The organism is Marinobacter sediminicola, from assembly GCF_031157525.1.
GTDB classification, from domain to species: Bacteria; Pseudomonadota; Gammaproteobacteria; order Pseudomonadales; family Oleiphilaceae; genus Marinobacter; species Marinobacter sediminicola.
Map to the genome: position 1 here is coordinate 1 of NZ_JAVIXR010000022.1, position 15,601 is coordinate 15,601.

Annotated in this window: 13 protein-coding genes and 1 tRNA gene; all 14 read right to left on the minus strand. The window is 52.6% G+C overall.

Going from position 1 to position 15,601, the window contains the following annotated elements; translation table 11 throughout:
* Positions 1-107 (minus strand): GTP-binding protein (locus RG807_RS17395; RefSeq protein WP_309046022.1); only part of this gene is annotated, 107 nt, incomplete at its 3' end.
* A 35-nt stretch (positions 108-142) separates the two neighbouring features.
* Positions 143-2,245 carry an elongation factor G gene (gene fusA, locus RG807_RS17400; RefSeq protein ID WP_309046018.1) on the minus strand — a complete coding sequence of 701 codons (2,103 nt, stop codon included), beginning with the start codon at positions 2,243-2,245 and terminating at the stop codon, positions 143-145.
* An 18-nt stretch (positions 2,246-2,263) separates the two neighbouring features.
* Positions 2,264-2,734: a 30S ribosomal protein S7 gene (rpsG, locus tag RG807_RS17405; RefSeq protein WP_200205292.1), complete on the minus strand. Its 471-nt coding sequence runs from the start codon at positions 2,732-2,734 to the stop codon at positions 2,264-2,266.
* Between the two features lie 115 nt (positions 2,735-2,849).
* Entirely contained in the window at positions 2,850-3,224 is a 375-nt protein-coding gene (gene rpsL / locus RG807_RS17410) for a 30S ribosomal protein S12 (RefSeq protein WP_012139854.1), read from the minus strand.
* Between the two features lie 161 nt (positions 3,225-3,385).
* Complete coding sequence (gene rpoC / locus RG807_RS17415) at positions 3,386-7,600, minus strand: DNA-directed RNA polymerase subunit beta' (protein ID WP_298453435.1); 4,215 nt, start codon at positions 7,598-7,600, stop codon at positions 3,386-3,388.
* Between the two features lie 76 nt (positions 7,601-7,676).
* Positions 7,677-11,753, minus strand: a complete 4,077-nt coding sequence (gene rpoB / locus RG807_RS17420; RefSeq protein ID WP_298453437.1) for a DNA-directed RNA polymerase subunit beta — start codon at positions 11,751-11,753, stop codon at positions 7,677-7,679.
* Between the two features lie 241 nt (positions 11,754-11,994).
* Positions 11,995-12,372: a 50S ribosomal protein L7/L12 gene (gene rplL, locus RG807_RS17425; RefSeq protein ID WP_309046019.1), complete on the minus strand. Its 378-nt coding sequence runs from the start codon at positions 12,370-12,372 to the stop codon at positions 11,995-11,997.
* Between the two features lie 39 nt (positions 12,373-12,411).
* Positions 12,412-12,942, minus strand: coding sequence for a 50S ribosomal protein L10 (gene rplJ, locus RG807_RS17430; protein ID WP_200205301.1), 531 nt, complete (start codon positions 12,940-12,942; stop codon positions 12,412-12,414).
* Positions 12,943-13,177: 235 nt separating this feature from the next.
* On the minus strand, positions 13,178-13,876 hold the full coding sequence (gene rplA / locus RG807_RS17435; protein ID WP_309046020.1) for a 50S ribosomal protein L1: 699 nt from the start codon (positions 13,874-13,876) through the stop codon (positions 13,178-13,180).
* 1 nt (position 13,877) lies between these two features.
* Entirely contained in the window at positions 13,878-14,309 is a 432-nt protein-coding gene (gene rplK / locus RG807_RS17440; protein ID WP_298453449.1) for a 50S ribosomal protein L11, read from the minus strand.
* A 102-nt stretch (positions 14,310-14,411) separates the two neighbouring features.
* A complete protein-coding gene (gene nusG, locus RG807_RS17445; protein WP_298453452.1) occupies positions 14,412-14,945 on the minus strand; it encodes a transcription termination/antitermination protein NusG in 534 nt (177 codons plus the stop codon).
* Between the two features lie 12 nt (positions 14,946-14,957).
* Positions 14,958-15,326 carry a preprotein translocase subunit SecE gene (gene secE / locus RG807_RS17450; protein ID WP_309046021.1) on the minus strand — a complete coding sequence of 123 codons (369 nt, stop codon included), beginning with the start codon at positions 15,324-15,326 and terminating at the stop codon, positions 14,958-14,960.
* 34 nt (positions 15,327-15,360) lie between these two features.
* Positions 15,361-15,436 (minus strand) — tRNA-Trp (locus tag RG807_RS17455).
* Between the two features lie 70 nt (positions 15,437-15,506).
* On the minus strand, positions 15,507-15,601 hold a 95-nt coding region (locus RG807_RS17460), incomplete at its 5' end, for an EF-Tu C-terminal domain-related protein (protein ID WP_020411129.1).

The window sequence follows — 15,601 nt, forward strand, 5'->3', positions numbered from 1 at the left end:
CACACACGAGTCAGAGCAGCGGTCAGAGTCGTCTTACCATGGTCAACGTGACCAATAGTGCCCACGTTAAGGTGTGGCTTAATTCTTTCAAACTTGGATTTAGACACAGTTACACCTCTTCCTGTTACTTAATTCCTGGGTATCAACCCTTTTTAATGATTGCTTCGGCGATGTTGTTCGGAGCTTCCGCATACCGCGAAAATTCCATTGCGTAGGATGCGCGACCCTGAGTTGCAGAGCGCAGATCCGTGGCATAACCAAACATTTCCGACAACGGAACCTCAGCGCGAACAATCTTGCCAGCGACACCGTCATCCATACCCTGAATCAGGCCACGACGGCGGTTCAAATCACCCACCACGTCACCCATATAATCTTCAGGGGTTACAACCTCGACTTTCATCATCGGCTCAAGCAGAGCCGGGTTCGCTTCCAGAGCGCCCTTCTTCATCGCCATGGAACCCGCGATCTTGAACGCCATTTCGTTGGAGTCCACATCGTGGTAGGAACCATCGTACAAGGTTGCCTTGATACCCAGCAGCGGATAGCCGGCCAGACAGCCGTTTTGCATCTGCTCCGAGATACCCTGCTGAACCGCCGCTACATATTCCTTCGGAACTGCACCACCGACGACCTCGTTCACAAAGATAAAGTTCTCTGCACCTTCCTCCAGTGGAAGTGGGTCAATCTTGACCTTAACGTGACCATACTGACCACGACCACCCGACTGGCGAACGAACTTACCCTCTACATCTACCGACTTACGAATACACTCGCGGTACGCAACCTGCGGCTTACCGATGTTCGCTTCAACCTTAAACTCGCGACGCATACGGTCGACAAGGATATCGAGGTGAAGCTCACCCATACCAGAAATAATAGTCTGGCCAGATTCTTCATCAGTGCGCACACGGAACGATGGATCCTCCTGAGCCAACTTGCCCAGAGCCACACCCATCTTTTCCTGATCCGCCTTGGATTTTGGCTCCACTGCAACCGAAATAACCGGCTCAGGGAACTCCATCCGCTCAAGGATGATCTTGTGGTTTTCATCACACAAGGTATCACCAGTAGTGACGTTCTTCAGACCAATCGCTGCTGCAATATCGCCCGCCAGAACTTCCTTGATTTCTTCCCGATCGTTAGCGTGCATCTGAACCATACGGCCCACACGCTCTTTTTTACCCTTAACCGAGTTGAATACGGAGTTACCGGACTCAAGCCTGCCGGAATAAACTCGGAAGAAGGTCAGCGAACCAACAAATGGATCCGTCGCGATCTTGAACGCCAAAGCTGCAAACGGAGCATTGTCGTCAACTGGACGAGTATCTTCGGTGCCATCTTCATCAACTTCACCACGGATGGCTTTAACCTCATCCGGAGCTGGCAAATACTCGATAACAGCATCAAGAACTGCGGGAACGCCCTTGTTCTTGAACGCGGAGCCACAACAAGCCAGCACGATCTCGTTAGAAAGAGTACGCGCACGCAAGCCCGCCTTGATCTCTTCTACAGACAACTCGCCGCCTTCCAGGTACCGCTCCATAAACTCTTCATTGGCTTCGGCTGCTGCTTCAACCAGAGCTTCACGGTATTTTGCGACCTCGTCGACCATATCAGCGGGAACTTCTTCCTCACGATAGGTCATGCCCAAATCGGCATCATCCCAATAGATAGCCTTGCCGCGAAGCAGATCGACAACACCGGCAAACTGGTCTTCAGAGCCAATTGGCAACTGAAGGGCTACAGGTGTAGCGCCCAGACGGGTCTTAATCTGCTGAACCACTCGCAGGAAGTCTGCGCCGGCACGGTCCATCTTGTTGACGAACACCATGCGAGGAACTTCGTACTTGTTAGCCTGACGCCATACGGTCTCAGACTGAGGCTCAACACCGGAGGATCCGCAGAACACAACTACAGCGCCATCGAGAACCCGCAGGGAACGCTCAACTTCGATAGTGAAGTCTACGTGCCCCGGGGTATCAATAACGTTGATACGGTGTTCATCGAACTGCTTGTCCATACCCTGCCAAAATGTAGTAACAGCGGCAGAGGTGATGGTTATACCACGCTCCTGCTCTTGCTCCATCCAGTCAGTGGTGGACGCGCCATCATGGGTCTCGCCCATTTTGTGGCTACGACCCGTATAGTAAAGAATACGTTCGGTCGTTGTGGTTTTGCCCGCATCAACGTGCGCACAGATACCAATGTTTCTGTAACGTTTAATCGGAGTTTTGCGTGCCACTGTATAAACCTCGGCTGTTTAGAAACGGAAGTGAGAGAACGCTTTGTTAGCATCTGCCATGCGGTGTACATCTTCACGCTTCTTAACAGCAGCACCTTTGCTGTCAGCCGCATCAAGAATTTCACCAGCCAGACGCTGCGCCATGGACTTCTCGCCGCGCTTCCGTGAAAACTCTACGAGCCAGCGCATTGCCAGCGCGTTCTGACGGGAAGGCCGTACTTCTACGGGCACCTGGTAAGTAGCACCACCGACACGACGGGACTTAACCTCAACCATCGGCTGGATGTTTTCCAGGGCCTTCTCGAACATTTCGATCGGCTCTTCCTTGGACTTCTCGGCAACAATTGTCAGGGCGCCATAAACAATACGCTCTGCAACCGCTTTCTTACCGCTTTCCATCACGTGATTGATGAACTTGGCAAGACGCGCACTACCGAATTTGGGATCCGGGATAATTTCCCGCTTAGCTGCAACTCTTCTTCTAGGCATCGATAAGCCCTTATCTAATTAAAAGGTCTTCAGGAACCCCTGAGATAGCCGACGGCTACTCAGCCTTACTCTTACCGTTCTGACAAGCAACGATAAAAGACACTCTTTCGGAGCATTACGACTTCGGTCGTTTTGCACCGTACTTGGAGCGACCCTGCTTACGGTTCTGTACACCCTGGGTGTCCAGCGTTCCGCGAACAGTGTGATAGCGCACACCCGGAAGGTCTTTTACTCGACCGCCACGGATCAGCACAACACTGTGCTCCTGAAGGTTGTGACCTTCACCACCAATGTATGAGGAAACCTCGAAGCCGTTGGTCAGACGAACACGGCACACTTTACGCAGTGCTGAGTTCGGCTTCTTCGGCGTTGTGGTGTAAACACGAGTGCATACACCACGGCGCTGAGGACATGCCTGAAGAGCAGGAACATCGCTCTTGGCTACCTTGCGCTTACGAGGCTTACGCACCAACTGATTAATCGTTGCCATGTAAGCAAACTCCAAAAAACCATATCAATGAAACTTACCCCCAGTGAAGGGGGTAAAATTAAGGGTCGCAAGTTTAAGCCTGCGCCCCCGGACAGTCAAGACGACTGTACTCTTTTTAACCACCCCCGCGTAAGTATCTACACGGAGGTGGCGCACCAAACTCAACCTCCGCGGTTGAGCTCTGCACTCAGAGCTTCTTCAACGTCTGCAGCTGTAACGCCCTGCTGTTCCAGTTCGCGCTTGCGGCGACGCTCTGCGTGATATGCCAAACCAGTTCCCGCAGGAATCAGTCGACCGACCACGACGTTTTCTTTCAGACCGCGCAAGAAGTCACGCTTGCCAGTGACTGCACCTTCGGTGAGCACCCGGGTTGTTTCCTGGAACGAAGCTGCAGAGATGAACGATTCAGTCGCCAATGACGCCTTGGTAATACCCAACAGCAACCGCTCAAATCTTGCCGGCTCTTTATCAGCCGCAACTGCTTTCTCGTTTTCTTCCAAGAGCCTCGTGATCTCGAGCTGATCACCGGACATCAGGGTGGTATCACCCGGATCGGTAATCTCAATCTTACGCAGCATCTGGCGAACGATAACCTCAATGTGTTTATCGTTTATGACAACACCCTGAAGGCGATAAACGTCCTGGATCTCGTTGGTAATGTACCTGGCCAACTCAACCACACCCAGCAGACGCAAAATGTCATGCGGGTTAGACGGCCCATCTGAAATCACCTCGCCTTTCTCAACGGTTTCGCCTTCGAAAACGTTCATTTGACGATGCTTCGGGATCAGAACCTCGTACGGATCTGCGTCTTTCGGGGTCAGCACCAGGCGCTTTTTGCCCTTGGTTTCCTTACCGAATGACACTACACCACTGATCTCGGCAAGAATGGACGATTCCTTCGGACGACGCGCCTCAAACAAATCAGCAACACGCGGCAGACCACCGGTAATGTCACGAGTTTTCGAGCTTGCCTGAGGTATACGGGCTACCACGTCACCAAGTTCGATACGCGCACCGTTCGCCATGGTTACCAGGGCATTCGCTGGCATAAAGAAGATGGCCGCTCCACCAGTTGGCAGATCCACATCGTTACCCGCCTCATCAACCATCTGGATGGCCGGACGGATATCTTTACCCGCGGCTGGACGCTCCTTCGGATCAATGACTTCCATCGTCGACAAGCCTGTGAGCTCGTCGGTCTGCGTGCGCACGGTAATGCCCTGGTCCATGTTGACGAACTTGGCAATACCTTCAGCTTCCGCGATGATGGGGTGAGTGTGTGGATCCCACTTGGCAACCACAACGCCCGCCTCAACTTCATCGCCACTTTTCACAGACAATACGGCGCCGTATGGAAGTTTGTACCACTCCCGCTCACGCCCCTGATCATCAGCAATTGCCAAAGCAGAAGAGCGAGAAATAACAACCAGTGAGCCATCCGTTCTCTGAAGAGACTTCAGGTTGTGCAGGCGAACAGTACCACCGTGCTTGACTTGAACGTTGTCTACCGCTGAAGCCCGACTGGCCGCACCACCGATGTGGAAGGTACGCATCGTAAGCTGGGTTCCGGGCTCACCGATGGACTGAGCAGCAATAACACCCACTGCCTCACCCACGTTAACGCGGTGACCACGTGCCAAATCGCGACCATAGCACTTCGAGCAGATGCCGTGGCGAGTTTCACAGGTAATCGCGGAGCGAACCCAAACCTCATCCACACCGGCGCCTTCAAGCTCTTCGATCGTTTTCTCGTCAAGCAGAGTGCCGGCAGCGACAACAGCATTGTCTTTATCCGTAGGAGTAAATGTATCCCGGGCAGTAACACGACCCAAAACACGATCCCCCAGAGGCACAACTACGTCACCGCCTTCAATATGCGGCGTCATCAACAGACCTTCTTCAGTACCGCAATCTTCTTCGGTAACGACCAGATCCTGTGAGACGTCGACCAGACGACGGGTCAGGTAACCGGAGTTGGCAGTTTTCAGTGCCGTATCCGCCAGACCCTTACGGGCACCGTGTGTCGAGATAAAGTACTGAAGTACGTTCAGGCCTTCACGGAAGTTCGCGGTGATTGGCGTTTCAATGATCGAGCCATCTGGCTTGGCCATCAAACCACGCATACCGGCGAGCTGACGAATCTGCGCAGCAGAACCCCGCGCACCAGAGTCCGCCATCATGTAGACGGAGTTGAACGACTCCTGCATCAGATCTTCGCCATCTTCACCTTTAACGGGCTTTCCGTCAGGACCAATGACTTTTTCCTTTGCCAGGCGCTGCATCATCGCCTTGGAGACCTTATCGTTTGCGCGCGACCAGATATCGATAACCTTGTTGTACTTTTCACCCTGCGTAAGCAGGCCTGACGCGTACTGGGATTCAATATCTTTTACTTCATCAGAAGCGGCATCTACCAGCTCATATTTCTCTGGCGGGATCTCGAAGTCATTGAAGCCAATCGAAATACCTGAAACCGTTGCATAGTGATAGCCCATGTACATGAGCTGATCCGCAAAGATAACCGTTTCTTTCAGGCCAGCATCACGATAGCAGGTGTTGATCAGATTCGAGATCGCCTTCTTGACCATTGGCTTGTTAACCAGGTCATAAGACAGCCCGTCTGGAACAATATCAAACAACAAAGCACGACCAACCGTGGTTTCCACGATCTTGTACTCTTCTGTGTTATCGCCCTCAGCCTGTATGGAGACCTCTTTGACGCGCACCTTAACCACAGCCTGAAGGTCGACCTTACCGGCACCGTAAGCGCGGTGCGCTTCTTTGATGTCAGCAAACACCATACCTTCACCAAGCGCACTCTTACGCTCGCGGGTCATGTAATAGAGGCCAAGTACAACGTCCTGGGACGGCACGATGATGGGCTCACCGTTCGCAGGCGACAGGATGTTGTTGGTAGACATCATCAGCGCACGGGCTTCCAACTGAGCTTCCAGCGTCAGCGGTACGTGTACCGCCATCTGGTCACCGTCGAAGTCGGCGTTATAGGCCGCACAAACCAAGGGGTGCAACTGAATTGCCTTACCTTCGATCAGCACTGGCTCAAATGCCTGGATACCCAAGCGGTGAAGCGTTGGCGCACGGTTAAGCATGATCGGGTGCTGACGAATAACTTCGTCCAGGATGTCCCAAACAACGCCTTCTTCGCGCTCAACCATCTTCTTGGCGGCTTTGATAGTCGTAGCAAGGCCACGGTGCTCAAGCTTTGAGAAAATAAACGGCTTGAACAGCTCCAGCGCCATTTTCTTGGGCAGACCGCACTGATGCAGACGCAAAGATGGCCCAACAACGATTACCGAACGACCGGAATAGTCAACCCGCTTACCCAACAGGTTCTGACGAAAACGACCTTGCTTACCCTTGATCATGTCGGCAAGAGATTTCAGCGGGCGCTTATTAGTGCCAGTGATAGCACGACCGCGACGGCCGTTATCCAGCAGCGCGTCGACAGCTTCCTGCAGCATGCGCTTTTCGTTACGCACGATGATGTCAGGAGCGTTCAGCTCAAGCAGACGCTTGAGACGGTTGTTCCTGTTGATCACCCGACGATACAGATCGTTCAGGTCTGATGTCGCAAAACGGCCACCATCAAGTGGTACCAACGGACGCAGATCAGGCGGCAGAACCGGCAACACAGTCATAACCATGTCGCCCGGCTTGTTGCCGGAGTACAAGAAAGCCTCAAGAATTTTCAGGCGCTTATTGAACTTTTTGATCTTGGTTTCAGAGTTGGTCTGGGGAATTTCTTCCCGCAGCGAATCAACTTGCTCCTGAAGGTCAATCCCCTCAAGCAGCTCCTTGACGGCTTCAGCACCCATGCGGGCGTCAAACTCGTCACCAAACTCTTCGAGTGCTTCGTAGTACTGCTCGTCGTTCAGCAGCTGCCCGCGCTCAAGCGTGGTCATTCCCGGGTCGATTACTATAAACGACTCAAAATAAAGCACGCGCTCGATATCACGCAGCGTCATATCCAGCATCAAACCGATGCGGGATGGAAGAGACTTCAAGAACCAGATGTGAGCAACCGGGCTGGCCAGCTCGATATGAGCCATGCGCTCTCGACGAACGCTTGCCAGTGCTACTTCAACACCACACTTCTCGCAGATAACACCGCGATGTTTGAGGCGCTTGTACTTGCCGCAGAGGCACTCATAATCCTTGATCGGGCCGAAGATCTTGGCACAAAAAAGACCGTCACGCTCAGGCTTGAACGTACGGTAGTTAATGGTCTCAGGCTTCTTAACTTCACCAAAGGACCAGGACCGGATCATCTCCGGTGATGCCAATCCAATACGGATCGCATCAAATTCCTTGCTTTGGTTTTGGCTCTTGAGAAGATTCAGCAAATCTTTCATCAGTAAAAGCTCCGGATGGCGTTAATCTCGGGCGGGCACACCAAGTGCCCGCTCACGCTGCCAAAAACAATTCGGCTCACTCAGATTCCAGCTCGATGTCGATACCCAGCGAACGGATCTCCTTGACAAGAACGTTGAAGGATTCCGGCATGCCGGGCTCCATGCGATGATCACCATCGACAATGTTCTTGTACATCTTGGTCCGACCGTTCACGTCGTCAGACTTAACGGTGAGCATTTCCTGCAGCGTATACGCTGCACCGTAAGCCTCTAGGGCCCACACTTCCATCTCACCGAAACGCTGACCACCGAACTGCGCCTTACCACCCAGCGGCTGCTGAGTAACCAGGCTATAGGATCCAGTGGAACGGGCGTGCATCTTGTCATCGATCAAGTGGTTAAGCTTGAGGATATACATATACCCTACTGTTACCGGGCGATCGAAGGCATCACCTGTACGACCATCATACAGCTTGGTCTGTCCAGTTGTGCTAAGGCCTGCCAACTCAAGCATGTGCTTGACCTCGGATTCCTCGGCGCCATCAAACACAGGCGTGGCCATAGGAACACCACCGCGCAGGTTATGAGACATCTCGAGGATTTCCTTGTCACTCAAGGAATCCAAATCCACTTTGAAGACTTCATCAGAGTGGTTGTAGATCTCATCAAGCAGTTTGCGCAGGTCGGCCACCTTGCGCTGCTCATCCAGCATCTTGCTGATGCGCTCGCCGAGGCCCTTTGCTGCAGCTCCCAAGTGAGTCTCGAGAACCTGCCCAACGTTCATTCGCGAAGGAACACCCAGTGGGTTCAGAACGATATCAACAGTGTTACCGAACTCATCGTACGGCATATCTTCGATCGGCTTTACGGCCGAAATAACACCCTTGTTACCGTGACGACCCGCCATCTTGTCACCTGGCTGGATACGACGCTTGATCGCAAGGTAAACCTTGACGATTTTCAGCACGCCCGGAGCCAGATCATCGCCCTGCTGAAGCTTGCCTTTTTTGTCATCAAAGCGCGCTTCGTGCTCCTTAGTACGCTCTTCAAGGCCCTGCTCGGACTTCTCCAGAAGTTCATTCAGGCTCTCGTCCTGCATGCGCAGCTTGAACCAGTCTGAACGAGGCAGCTCGGTCAGGTAACCTTCGTCGAGGCTTGCGCCCTTCTTCAGGCCAGGCCCACTGATGACTTGCTGTCCTTTGAGTGCGTTCAGCAAACGCTCAAAGGTAGCGCCCTCAACGATGCGGTACTCGTCCTTCAGGTCTTTGCGGTACTGATTCAGCTGCTCTTTCTCAATTGACTGAGCGCGCTGATCCTTCTCGATGCCGTCACGGGTAAATACCTGAACATCGATTACGGTACCGCGAGTGCCCGTTGGCACACGTGATGAGGTGTCTTTTACATCAGACGCCTTCTCACCGAAGATAGCCCTCAACAGCTTCTCTTCCGGGGTCAACTGGGTCTCACCTTTCGGTGTTACCTTGCCCACCAGAATATCGCCAGCACCTACTTCAGCACCTATGTAAACAATACCGGACTCATCCAGCTTGGACAGTGCGCTCTCACCAACGTTTGGAATATCCGCGGTGATTTCCTCACTACCCAGCTTTGTATCACGAGCCACACAGGTCAACTCCTGAATGTGGATCGTGGTCAGGCGATCTTCCTGAACCACTTTCTCGGAAATAAGGATGGAGTCCTCAAAGTTGTAACCATTCCAAGGCATAAATGCGATACGCATGTTCTGCCCCAGAGCCAGCTCACCAAGATCAACCGATGGTCCATCTGCCAATACGTCACCGCGGGCAATCTCATCACCCTGGCGTACGATTGAGCGCTGGTTAATACAGGTGTTCTGGTTCGAGCGGGTGTACTTGGTGAGGTTATAAATATCCACACCAGCATCACCAGCTTCGGTCTCTTCGTTGTTCACACGTACCACGATACGGGCCGCATCAACACTCTCGATCACACCGCCACGTCGAGCCGTGACACAAACACCAGAGTCCTGAGCAACCGTACGCTCAACACCGGTACCTACCAATGGCACCTGCGAACGCAGTGTCGGAACAGCCTGACGTTGCATGTTCGCGCCCATCAAAGCACGGTTAGCATCGTCGTGCTCAAGGAACGGAATCAGCGAGGCAGCAACAGATACAACCTGGCGCGGCGATACGTCCATGAAGTTAACGCTTTCAGGAGGCATAACCGTGGTTTCGTTCTGGTGACGTACAGTTACCAGCTCGTCCTGCAGGCGTTTACCTTCATCCATAGCCGCACTGGCCTGGGCGATAACATAATTGCTTTCTTCAATTGCCGACAGGTAAACCAACTCATCGGTAACTACGCCGTCAATTACCTTCCTGTATGGGCTCTCAAGGAAACCATAGGAGTTGGCACGGGCATAAGTTGCCAGAGAGTTGATCAGGCCGATGTTTGGACCTTCCGGCGTCTCGATCGGACACACTCGGCCATAATGGGTCGGGTGTACGTCACGAACCTCAAAGCCAGCACGCTCACGGGTCAGGCCACCAGGCCCAAGAGCCGAGATACGACGCTTATGAGTCACTTCAGACAGCGGGTTGTTCTGGTCCATAAACTGGGACAGCTGGCTTGAGCCAAAGAATTCTTTAACCGCGGCAGCTACCGGCTTGGCGTTTATCAGATCCTGAGGCATGAGGCCTTCACTTTCCGCAAGACTCAGTCGCTCACGAACCGCACGCTCAACACGAACGAGACCAACTCGGAACTGGTTTTCAGCCATCTCACCAACGCAACGTACGCGGCGGTTACCCAGGTTATCAATATCGTCTACCGTGCCCTGACCGTTACGGATATCGATCAGAGTCTTGAGCACATCAATGATATCTTCGTGAGTCAGCGTACCTTCGCCAGTGCTCTCTTCGCGACGCAGGCGACGATTAAGCTTCATCCGGCCAACAGCAGACAAGTCATACCGCTCTTCAGAGAAGAACAGGTTATTGAACAGATTCTCTGCCGAATCCTTGGTAGGCGGCTCCCCGGGACGCATCATCCGGTAGATTTCCACCAACGCTTCGAGCGGACTGCGAGTCGGGTCGATACGCAAGGTATCAGACATGAACGGGCCACAGTCGAGGTCGTTGGTATAAAGAGTCTCGATCTCTGTAACGCCGGCATCAAGAATCTTGGTAACCACTTCTTCGCTGAGCTCGGTATTACACTCAACCAGCACTTCGCCACTGGCCTTGTCGATCATGTCCTTAGCCAGAACACGGCCGTACAGATACTCAGTGGGAACTTCAAGTTCATTAATGCCTGCTTTTTCCAGCTGCTTGATGTGGCGTGCCGTAATCCGGCGACCCTCTTCTACAATCAGCTTGCCATCGTTATCTTTGATATCGAAGGTTGCAATATCGCCACGAAGGCGGCTTGGCACCAACTCCAGCTTGCACGTCTCAGCGCCCAGAGAGAACTTACTGGTCTCAAAGAACATCTCTAGCATTTGCTCAGAGGTATAACCAAGTGAGCGCAGGAGAATGGAGGCCGGCAACTTGCGTCGACGGTCAATCCGAACGAAAACAGCGTCCTTTGGATCGAATTCAAAATCGAGCCAGGAACCACGGTAAGGAATCACCCGAGCTGAATACAGCAGCTTGCCGGATGAGTGGGTTTTACCTTTATCATGGTCAAAGAACACACCGGGAGAGCGGTGGAGCTGGGAAACGATAACACGCTCGGTACCGTTGATAACGAAGGTACCATTCTCAGTCATCAGGGGCATTTCACCCATGTAGACTTCCTGTTCTTTGATGTCCTTAATCGCCTTGTTGGACGATTCCTTATCATAAATGATAAGGCGAACTTTCACTCTCAGCGGCGCCGCGTATGTTACGCCCCTAAGCTGGCATTCCTTAACATCGAATACAGGCTCACCAATTCGGTAGCTCACATATTCGAGTGCAGCATTGCCAGAGTAGCTGGCAATCGGGAATACGGATTTGAATGCTGCATGAAGACCGGTTTCCCGACGATCTCCAGGTGCGGCTTCCATTTGCAGGAAGTCCCGAAATGAATCCAGCTGAATAGACAGCAAATAGGGGACATCCATCACGGAAGGCAATTTACTAAAATCTTTGCGAATCCGCTTTTTTTCAGTGTAGGAGTAAGTCATCTGCATTCCCCAGCTTTAGACCTGATACCTGGTATCAAGAAGCAACCAATGTTCTGCTTCGGGGCCGAATTGCTCGGCTTATCGCGCCGTCTTGAACGAAGAACCTGACAAGCATTTGCAGAACTCAACAACCCTGCATCCGAATGCCAGACTCTATAGCATATACAACAGAAAAAGGCCGGTGGCACAAAGCCACCAGCCTGCCTGCGCTTACAGCGCAGCTTCAATCAACAGCCGACTCTTACTTAAGCTCAACAGAAGCGCCTGCTTCCTCAAGCTTCTTCTTGGCTTCTTCTGAGTCAGCCTTGCTCGCTGCTTCCTTGATAGTGGAAGGCGCGCCGTCAACCAGCTCTTTAGCTTCTTTCAGACCCAGGCCGGTCAATTCACGAACAGCCTTGATAACGTTAACTTTCTTCTCGCCAACGCCAGTCAGAATAACATCAAACTCGGTCTGCTCTTCAGCAGCGGCAGCATCGCCACCAGCAGCTGCAGGTGCGGCTGCAACAGCAGCAGCGGTAGATACGCCGAACTTCTCTTCCATTGCTTCAACCAGCGCAACAACATCCATTACGCTCATTTCAGCAATTGCATTCAAAATATCGTCTTTAGACAGAGCCATGACTTTCTCCCAAAAAAATAAATATGGTGTTCAACAGAATCAAGCAGCTTCTTGCTTCTGGTCTCGAACTGCCGCAACGGCGCGGGTCACTTTCGAAGGAACTTCGTTCAGTGTCCGTGCCAGCTTGGTGATTGGTGCCTGTGTTACCGCGGCCAGCATCGTCAACGCTTCGTGACGTGTTGGCAGCTTGGCAAGACGATCGATCTGGTCTGCGCCCATCAGCTCACCGCCGACTGCCAGTCCTTTAATCTCGAATGCGTCTTTCTCTTTCGCAAAATCCTTCAGCAGGCGCGCAGCCGCTCCCGGATCTTCCATTGAGAATGCCAGAATGGTTGGGCCGACCAGGGCCTCATCAATGCACTCAAACTCTGTACCACGAATAGCAATCTTAGCCAGGTTGTTACGAACAACCTTGAGACGCACATTTTCGGCACGAGCTTTGGCACGCAGAGCCGTCATATCACCAGAGGTGACACCACGGTAGTCAGCCAGAACCACAGACAGAGCACCACCGGCAGTCTCGTTGACTTCAGCGACGATCGCCTTCTTGTCTTCGAGTCTAATTGCCACTGGATTTCTCCTCGATTTCGCCAGGGGTATTCCCGGCAAACCCATCATTGCCCTGGAAGCCTGATACACAAGGCTTCCTATAGGCGCCTTAACGGTGTTTGGGTTCAGAGAGAACGTCTTCACACCGTCTGCGCAGGCGTTGCTTTAACCCTTCCAGTCGAAAGACTTCAGGGGCCTGCGGTCTTTGACAGCCTTGGCTTCCGCCCAGACTACAAAGTAACTACCGACCAGAGGGTCAGATATCAAGACCACCTTGATCGATAGTCAGGCCAGGACCCATCGTTGACGAAATGGTGATCTTTTTGAGATACACACCTTTCGCCGAGGACGGCTTGGCCTTTTTCAGATCTGCAACCAGCGACTCAAGGTTTTCCTTGATATTCTGAGCAGAGAATTCCACATTACCTAACGGCGAATGGATAATACCATTCTTATCCGTGCGGTAGCGTACCTGGCCTGCCTTGGCGTTTTTGACCGCAGTCTCAACGTCAGGGGTTACGGTACCTACTTTCGGGTTAGGCATCAGGCCACGGGGACCCAGAATCTGACCCAGCTGACCGACAACACGCATGGCATCCGGGGTGGCAATTACCACGTCGAAATCCATGTTGCCTTTTTTAACTTCTTCAGCAAGATCGTCCATACCAACAATGTCGGCGCCCGCAGCAGTCGCTTTCTCAGCATTTGCACCCTGAGTAAACACGGCGACACGGACGGTTTTACCTGTACCGTGCGGCAATACAGTGCTGCTACGCACAACCTGGTCAGATTTACGCGCATCAACACCAAGATTGATTGCAACGTCTACTGACTCTTTAAACTTCACGCTTTGACCCAGTTCGACCAGCAGCGATACCGCTTCATCGACAGAGTAGGAACGCGTTGACTCAACCTTTGAGCGAATCAGCTTCTGGCGTTTGCTCATTTTAGACATGTTACACACCCTCCACGGTCAGGCCCATGCTGCGGGCAGTACCAGCAATGGTGCGAACCGCCGCATCCATATCGGCAGCAGTCAGATCCGGCTCTTTAGTCTTGGCAATTTCTTCAAGCTGTTCACGAGTCACCTTGCCAACCTTATCGGTATTCGGGCGACCAGATCCACTCTTGACACCGGCAGCCTTTTTGAGAAGCACAGGTGCAGGCGGAGTCTTGGTGATAAATGTGAAGCTACGGTCACTGTATACAGTAATGACAGTAGGAATCGGTAGACCGGCTTCCATATCCTGAGTCTTTGCGTTGAACGCCTTACAAAACTCCATGATATTGACGCCGCGCTGACCCAGCGCAGGGCCTACGGGGGGGCTCGGGTTGGCCTTACCGGCAGCAACCTGAAGCTTGATATATGCTTCTATCTTTTTAGCCATGATAGTACTCCTATGGGTTCAAACGCCTTTCGGCTCCCCGTTGCAGACACAAAAAGCCCGCGACGCCTCAGCGCGCGAGCCTTCCGGTTTAGAAGCTGCCGATCAGTCTTTCTCGACCTGCCCAAATTCCAACTCTACCGGAGTTGAGCGACCAAAGATCAGAACAGCAACCTTGACCCGACTCTTGCCGTAGTCAACTTCTTCCACAACGCCATTGAAGTCAGCAAACGGACCCTCAACAACGCGAACAACCTCGCCTGGCTCAAACAACGTCTTGGGCTTGGGCTTATCAGCACCACTTTCAACTCGGCGCAAAATTGCTTCAGCTTCACGCTCGGTAATCGGAGCCGGCTTATCCTTGGTACCACCGATAAAACCAAGCACCCGGGGCGTATTCTTCACAAGGTGCCAGGTACCGTCATCCATTTCCATTTGAACGAGAACGTATCCAGGATAAAATTTGCGCTCACTCTTACGCTTTTTCCCATCACGCATCTCAACAACTTCTTCGGTAGGAACAAGGATCTCACCGAACCTATCCTCCATACCTTCAAGCGCTATACGCTCGATGAGAGTGCGCATTACGTGCTTTTCGTAGCCAGAATATGCATGAACCACGTACCAGCGCTTAGCCATTGCCCACTCCTGTTAACCTATGAATCCGGCGACCAGCCAGCTGATTATGGAGTCCATGCCCCACAACAACAGAGACACAACCAGCACAAAAACCACAACAATAATCGTGGTCTGAACCAGCTCTGGCCTAGTGGGCCATACCACCTTCCGGATCTCAACACGAGCCTCTTTCAGAAGCGTCGCGAAGCGTCGGCCACGCACCGTCTGCAAAGCCACCAAGACCGCAACGATAGCAAGCACAACAAGAGCCAGAACCCGATACAGCAAAGACTCGGCGCTGAAATACTGATTACCAACAACACCAACGGCAATCAGAACGAACACAACTAACCACTTCACTACATCGAAGCGACTGTTTGATTGAACAGCTTTTGACTCCATGGGAATCAACTTATGTATCCGGATGTTAGAAAAATGGCAGGCCAGGAGGGAATCGAACCCCCAACCTGCGGTTTTGGAGACCGCTGCTCTGCCAATTGAGCTACTGGCCTGCACCGAAACTACTCAGTGCACTTTCTATCAAGCGCGCCACAAGGGCACGCTTGGTATTCGGGTAACTTATTACTCGATGATCTTGGCGACTACGCCAGCACCAACGGTACGACCGCCTTCGCGAATCGCGAAGCGCAGGCCATCTTCCATGGCGATCGGAGCAA

What these genes read in the sequence shown, in the direction of transcription:
- nusG (WP_298453452.1), bottom strand. Translation starts at nt 14,945, where the DNA reads ATGGCTAAGCGCTGGTACGTGGTTCATGCATATTCTGGCTACGAAAAG.
- rpoC (WP_298453435.1), bottom strand. Translation starts at nt 7,600, where the DNA reads ATGAAAGATTTGCTGAATCTTCTCAAGAGCCAAAACCAAAGCAAGGAA.
- rpoB (WP_298453437.1), bottom strand. Translation starts at nt 11,753, where the DNA reads ATGACTTACTCCTACACTGAAAAAAAGCGGATTCGCAAAGATTTTAGT.
- rplL (WP_309046019.1), bottom strand. Translation starts at nt 12,372, where the DNA reads ATGGCTCTGTCTAAAGACGATATTTTGAATGCAATTGCTGAAATGAGC.
- rplA (WP_309046020.1), bottom strand. Translation starts at nt 13,876, where the DNA reads ATGTCTAAAATGAGCAAACGCCAGAAGCTGATTCGCTCAAAGGTTGAG.
- rplK (WP_298453449.1), bottom strand. Translation starts at nt 14,309, where the DNA reads ATGGCTAAAAAGATAGAAGCATATATCAAGCTTCAGGTTGCTGCCGGT.
- secE (WP_309046021.1), bottom strand. Translation starts at nt 15,326, where the DNA reads ATGGAGTCAAAAGCTGTTCAATCAAACAGTCGCTTCGATGTAGTGAAG.
- rpsL (WP_012139854.1), bottom strand. Translation starts at nt 3,224, where the DNA reads ATGGCAACGATTAATCAGTTGGTGCGTAAGCCTCGTAAGCGCAAGGTA.
- rpsG (WP_200205292.1), bottom strand. Translation starts at nt 2,734, where the DNA reads ATGCCTAGAAGAAGAGTTGCAGCTAAGCGGGAAATTATCCCGGATCCC.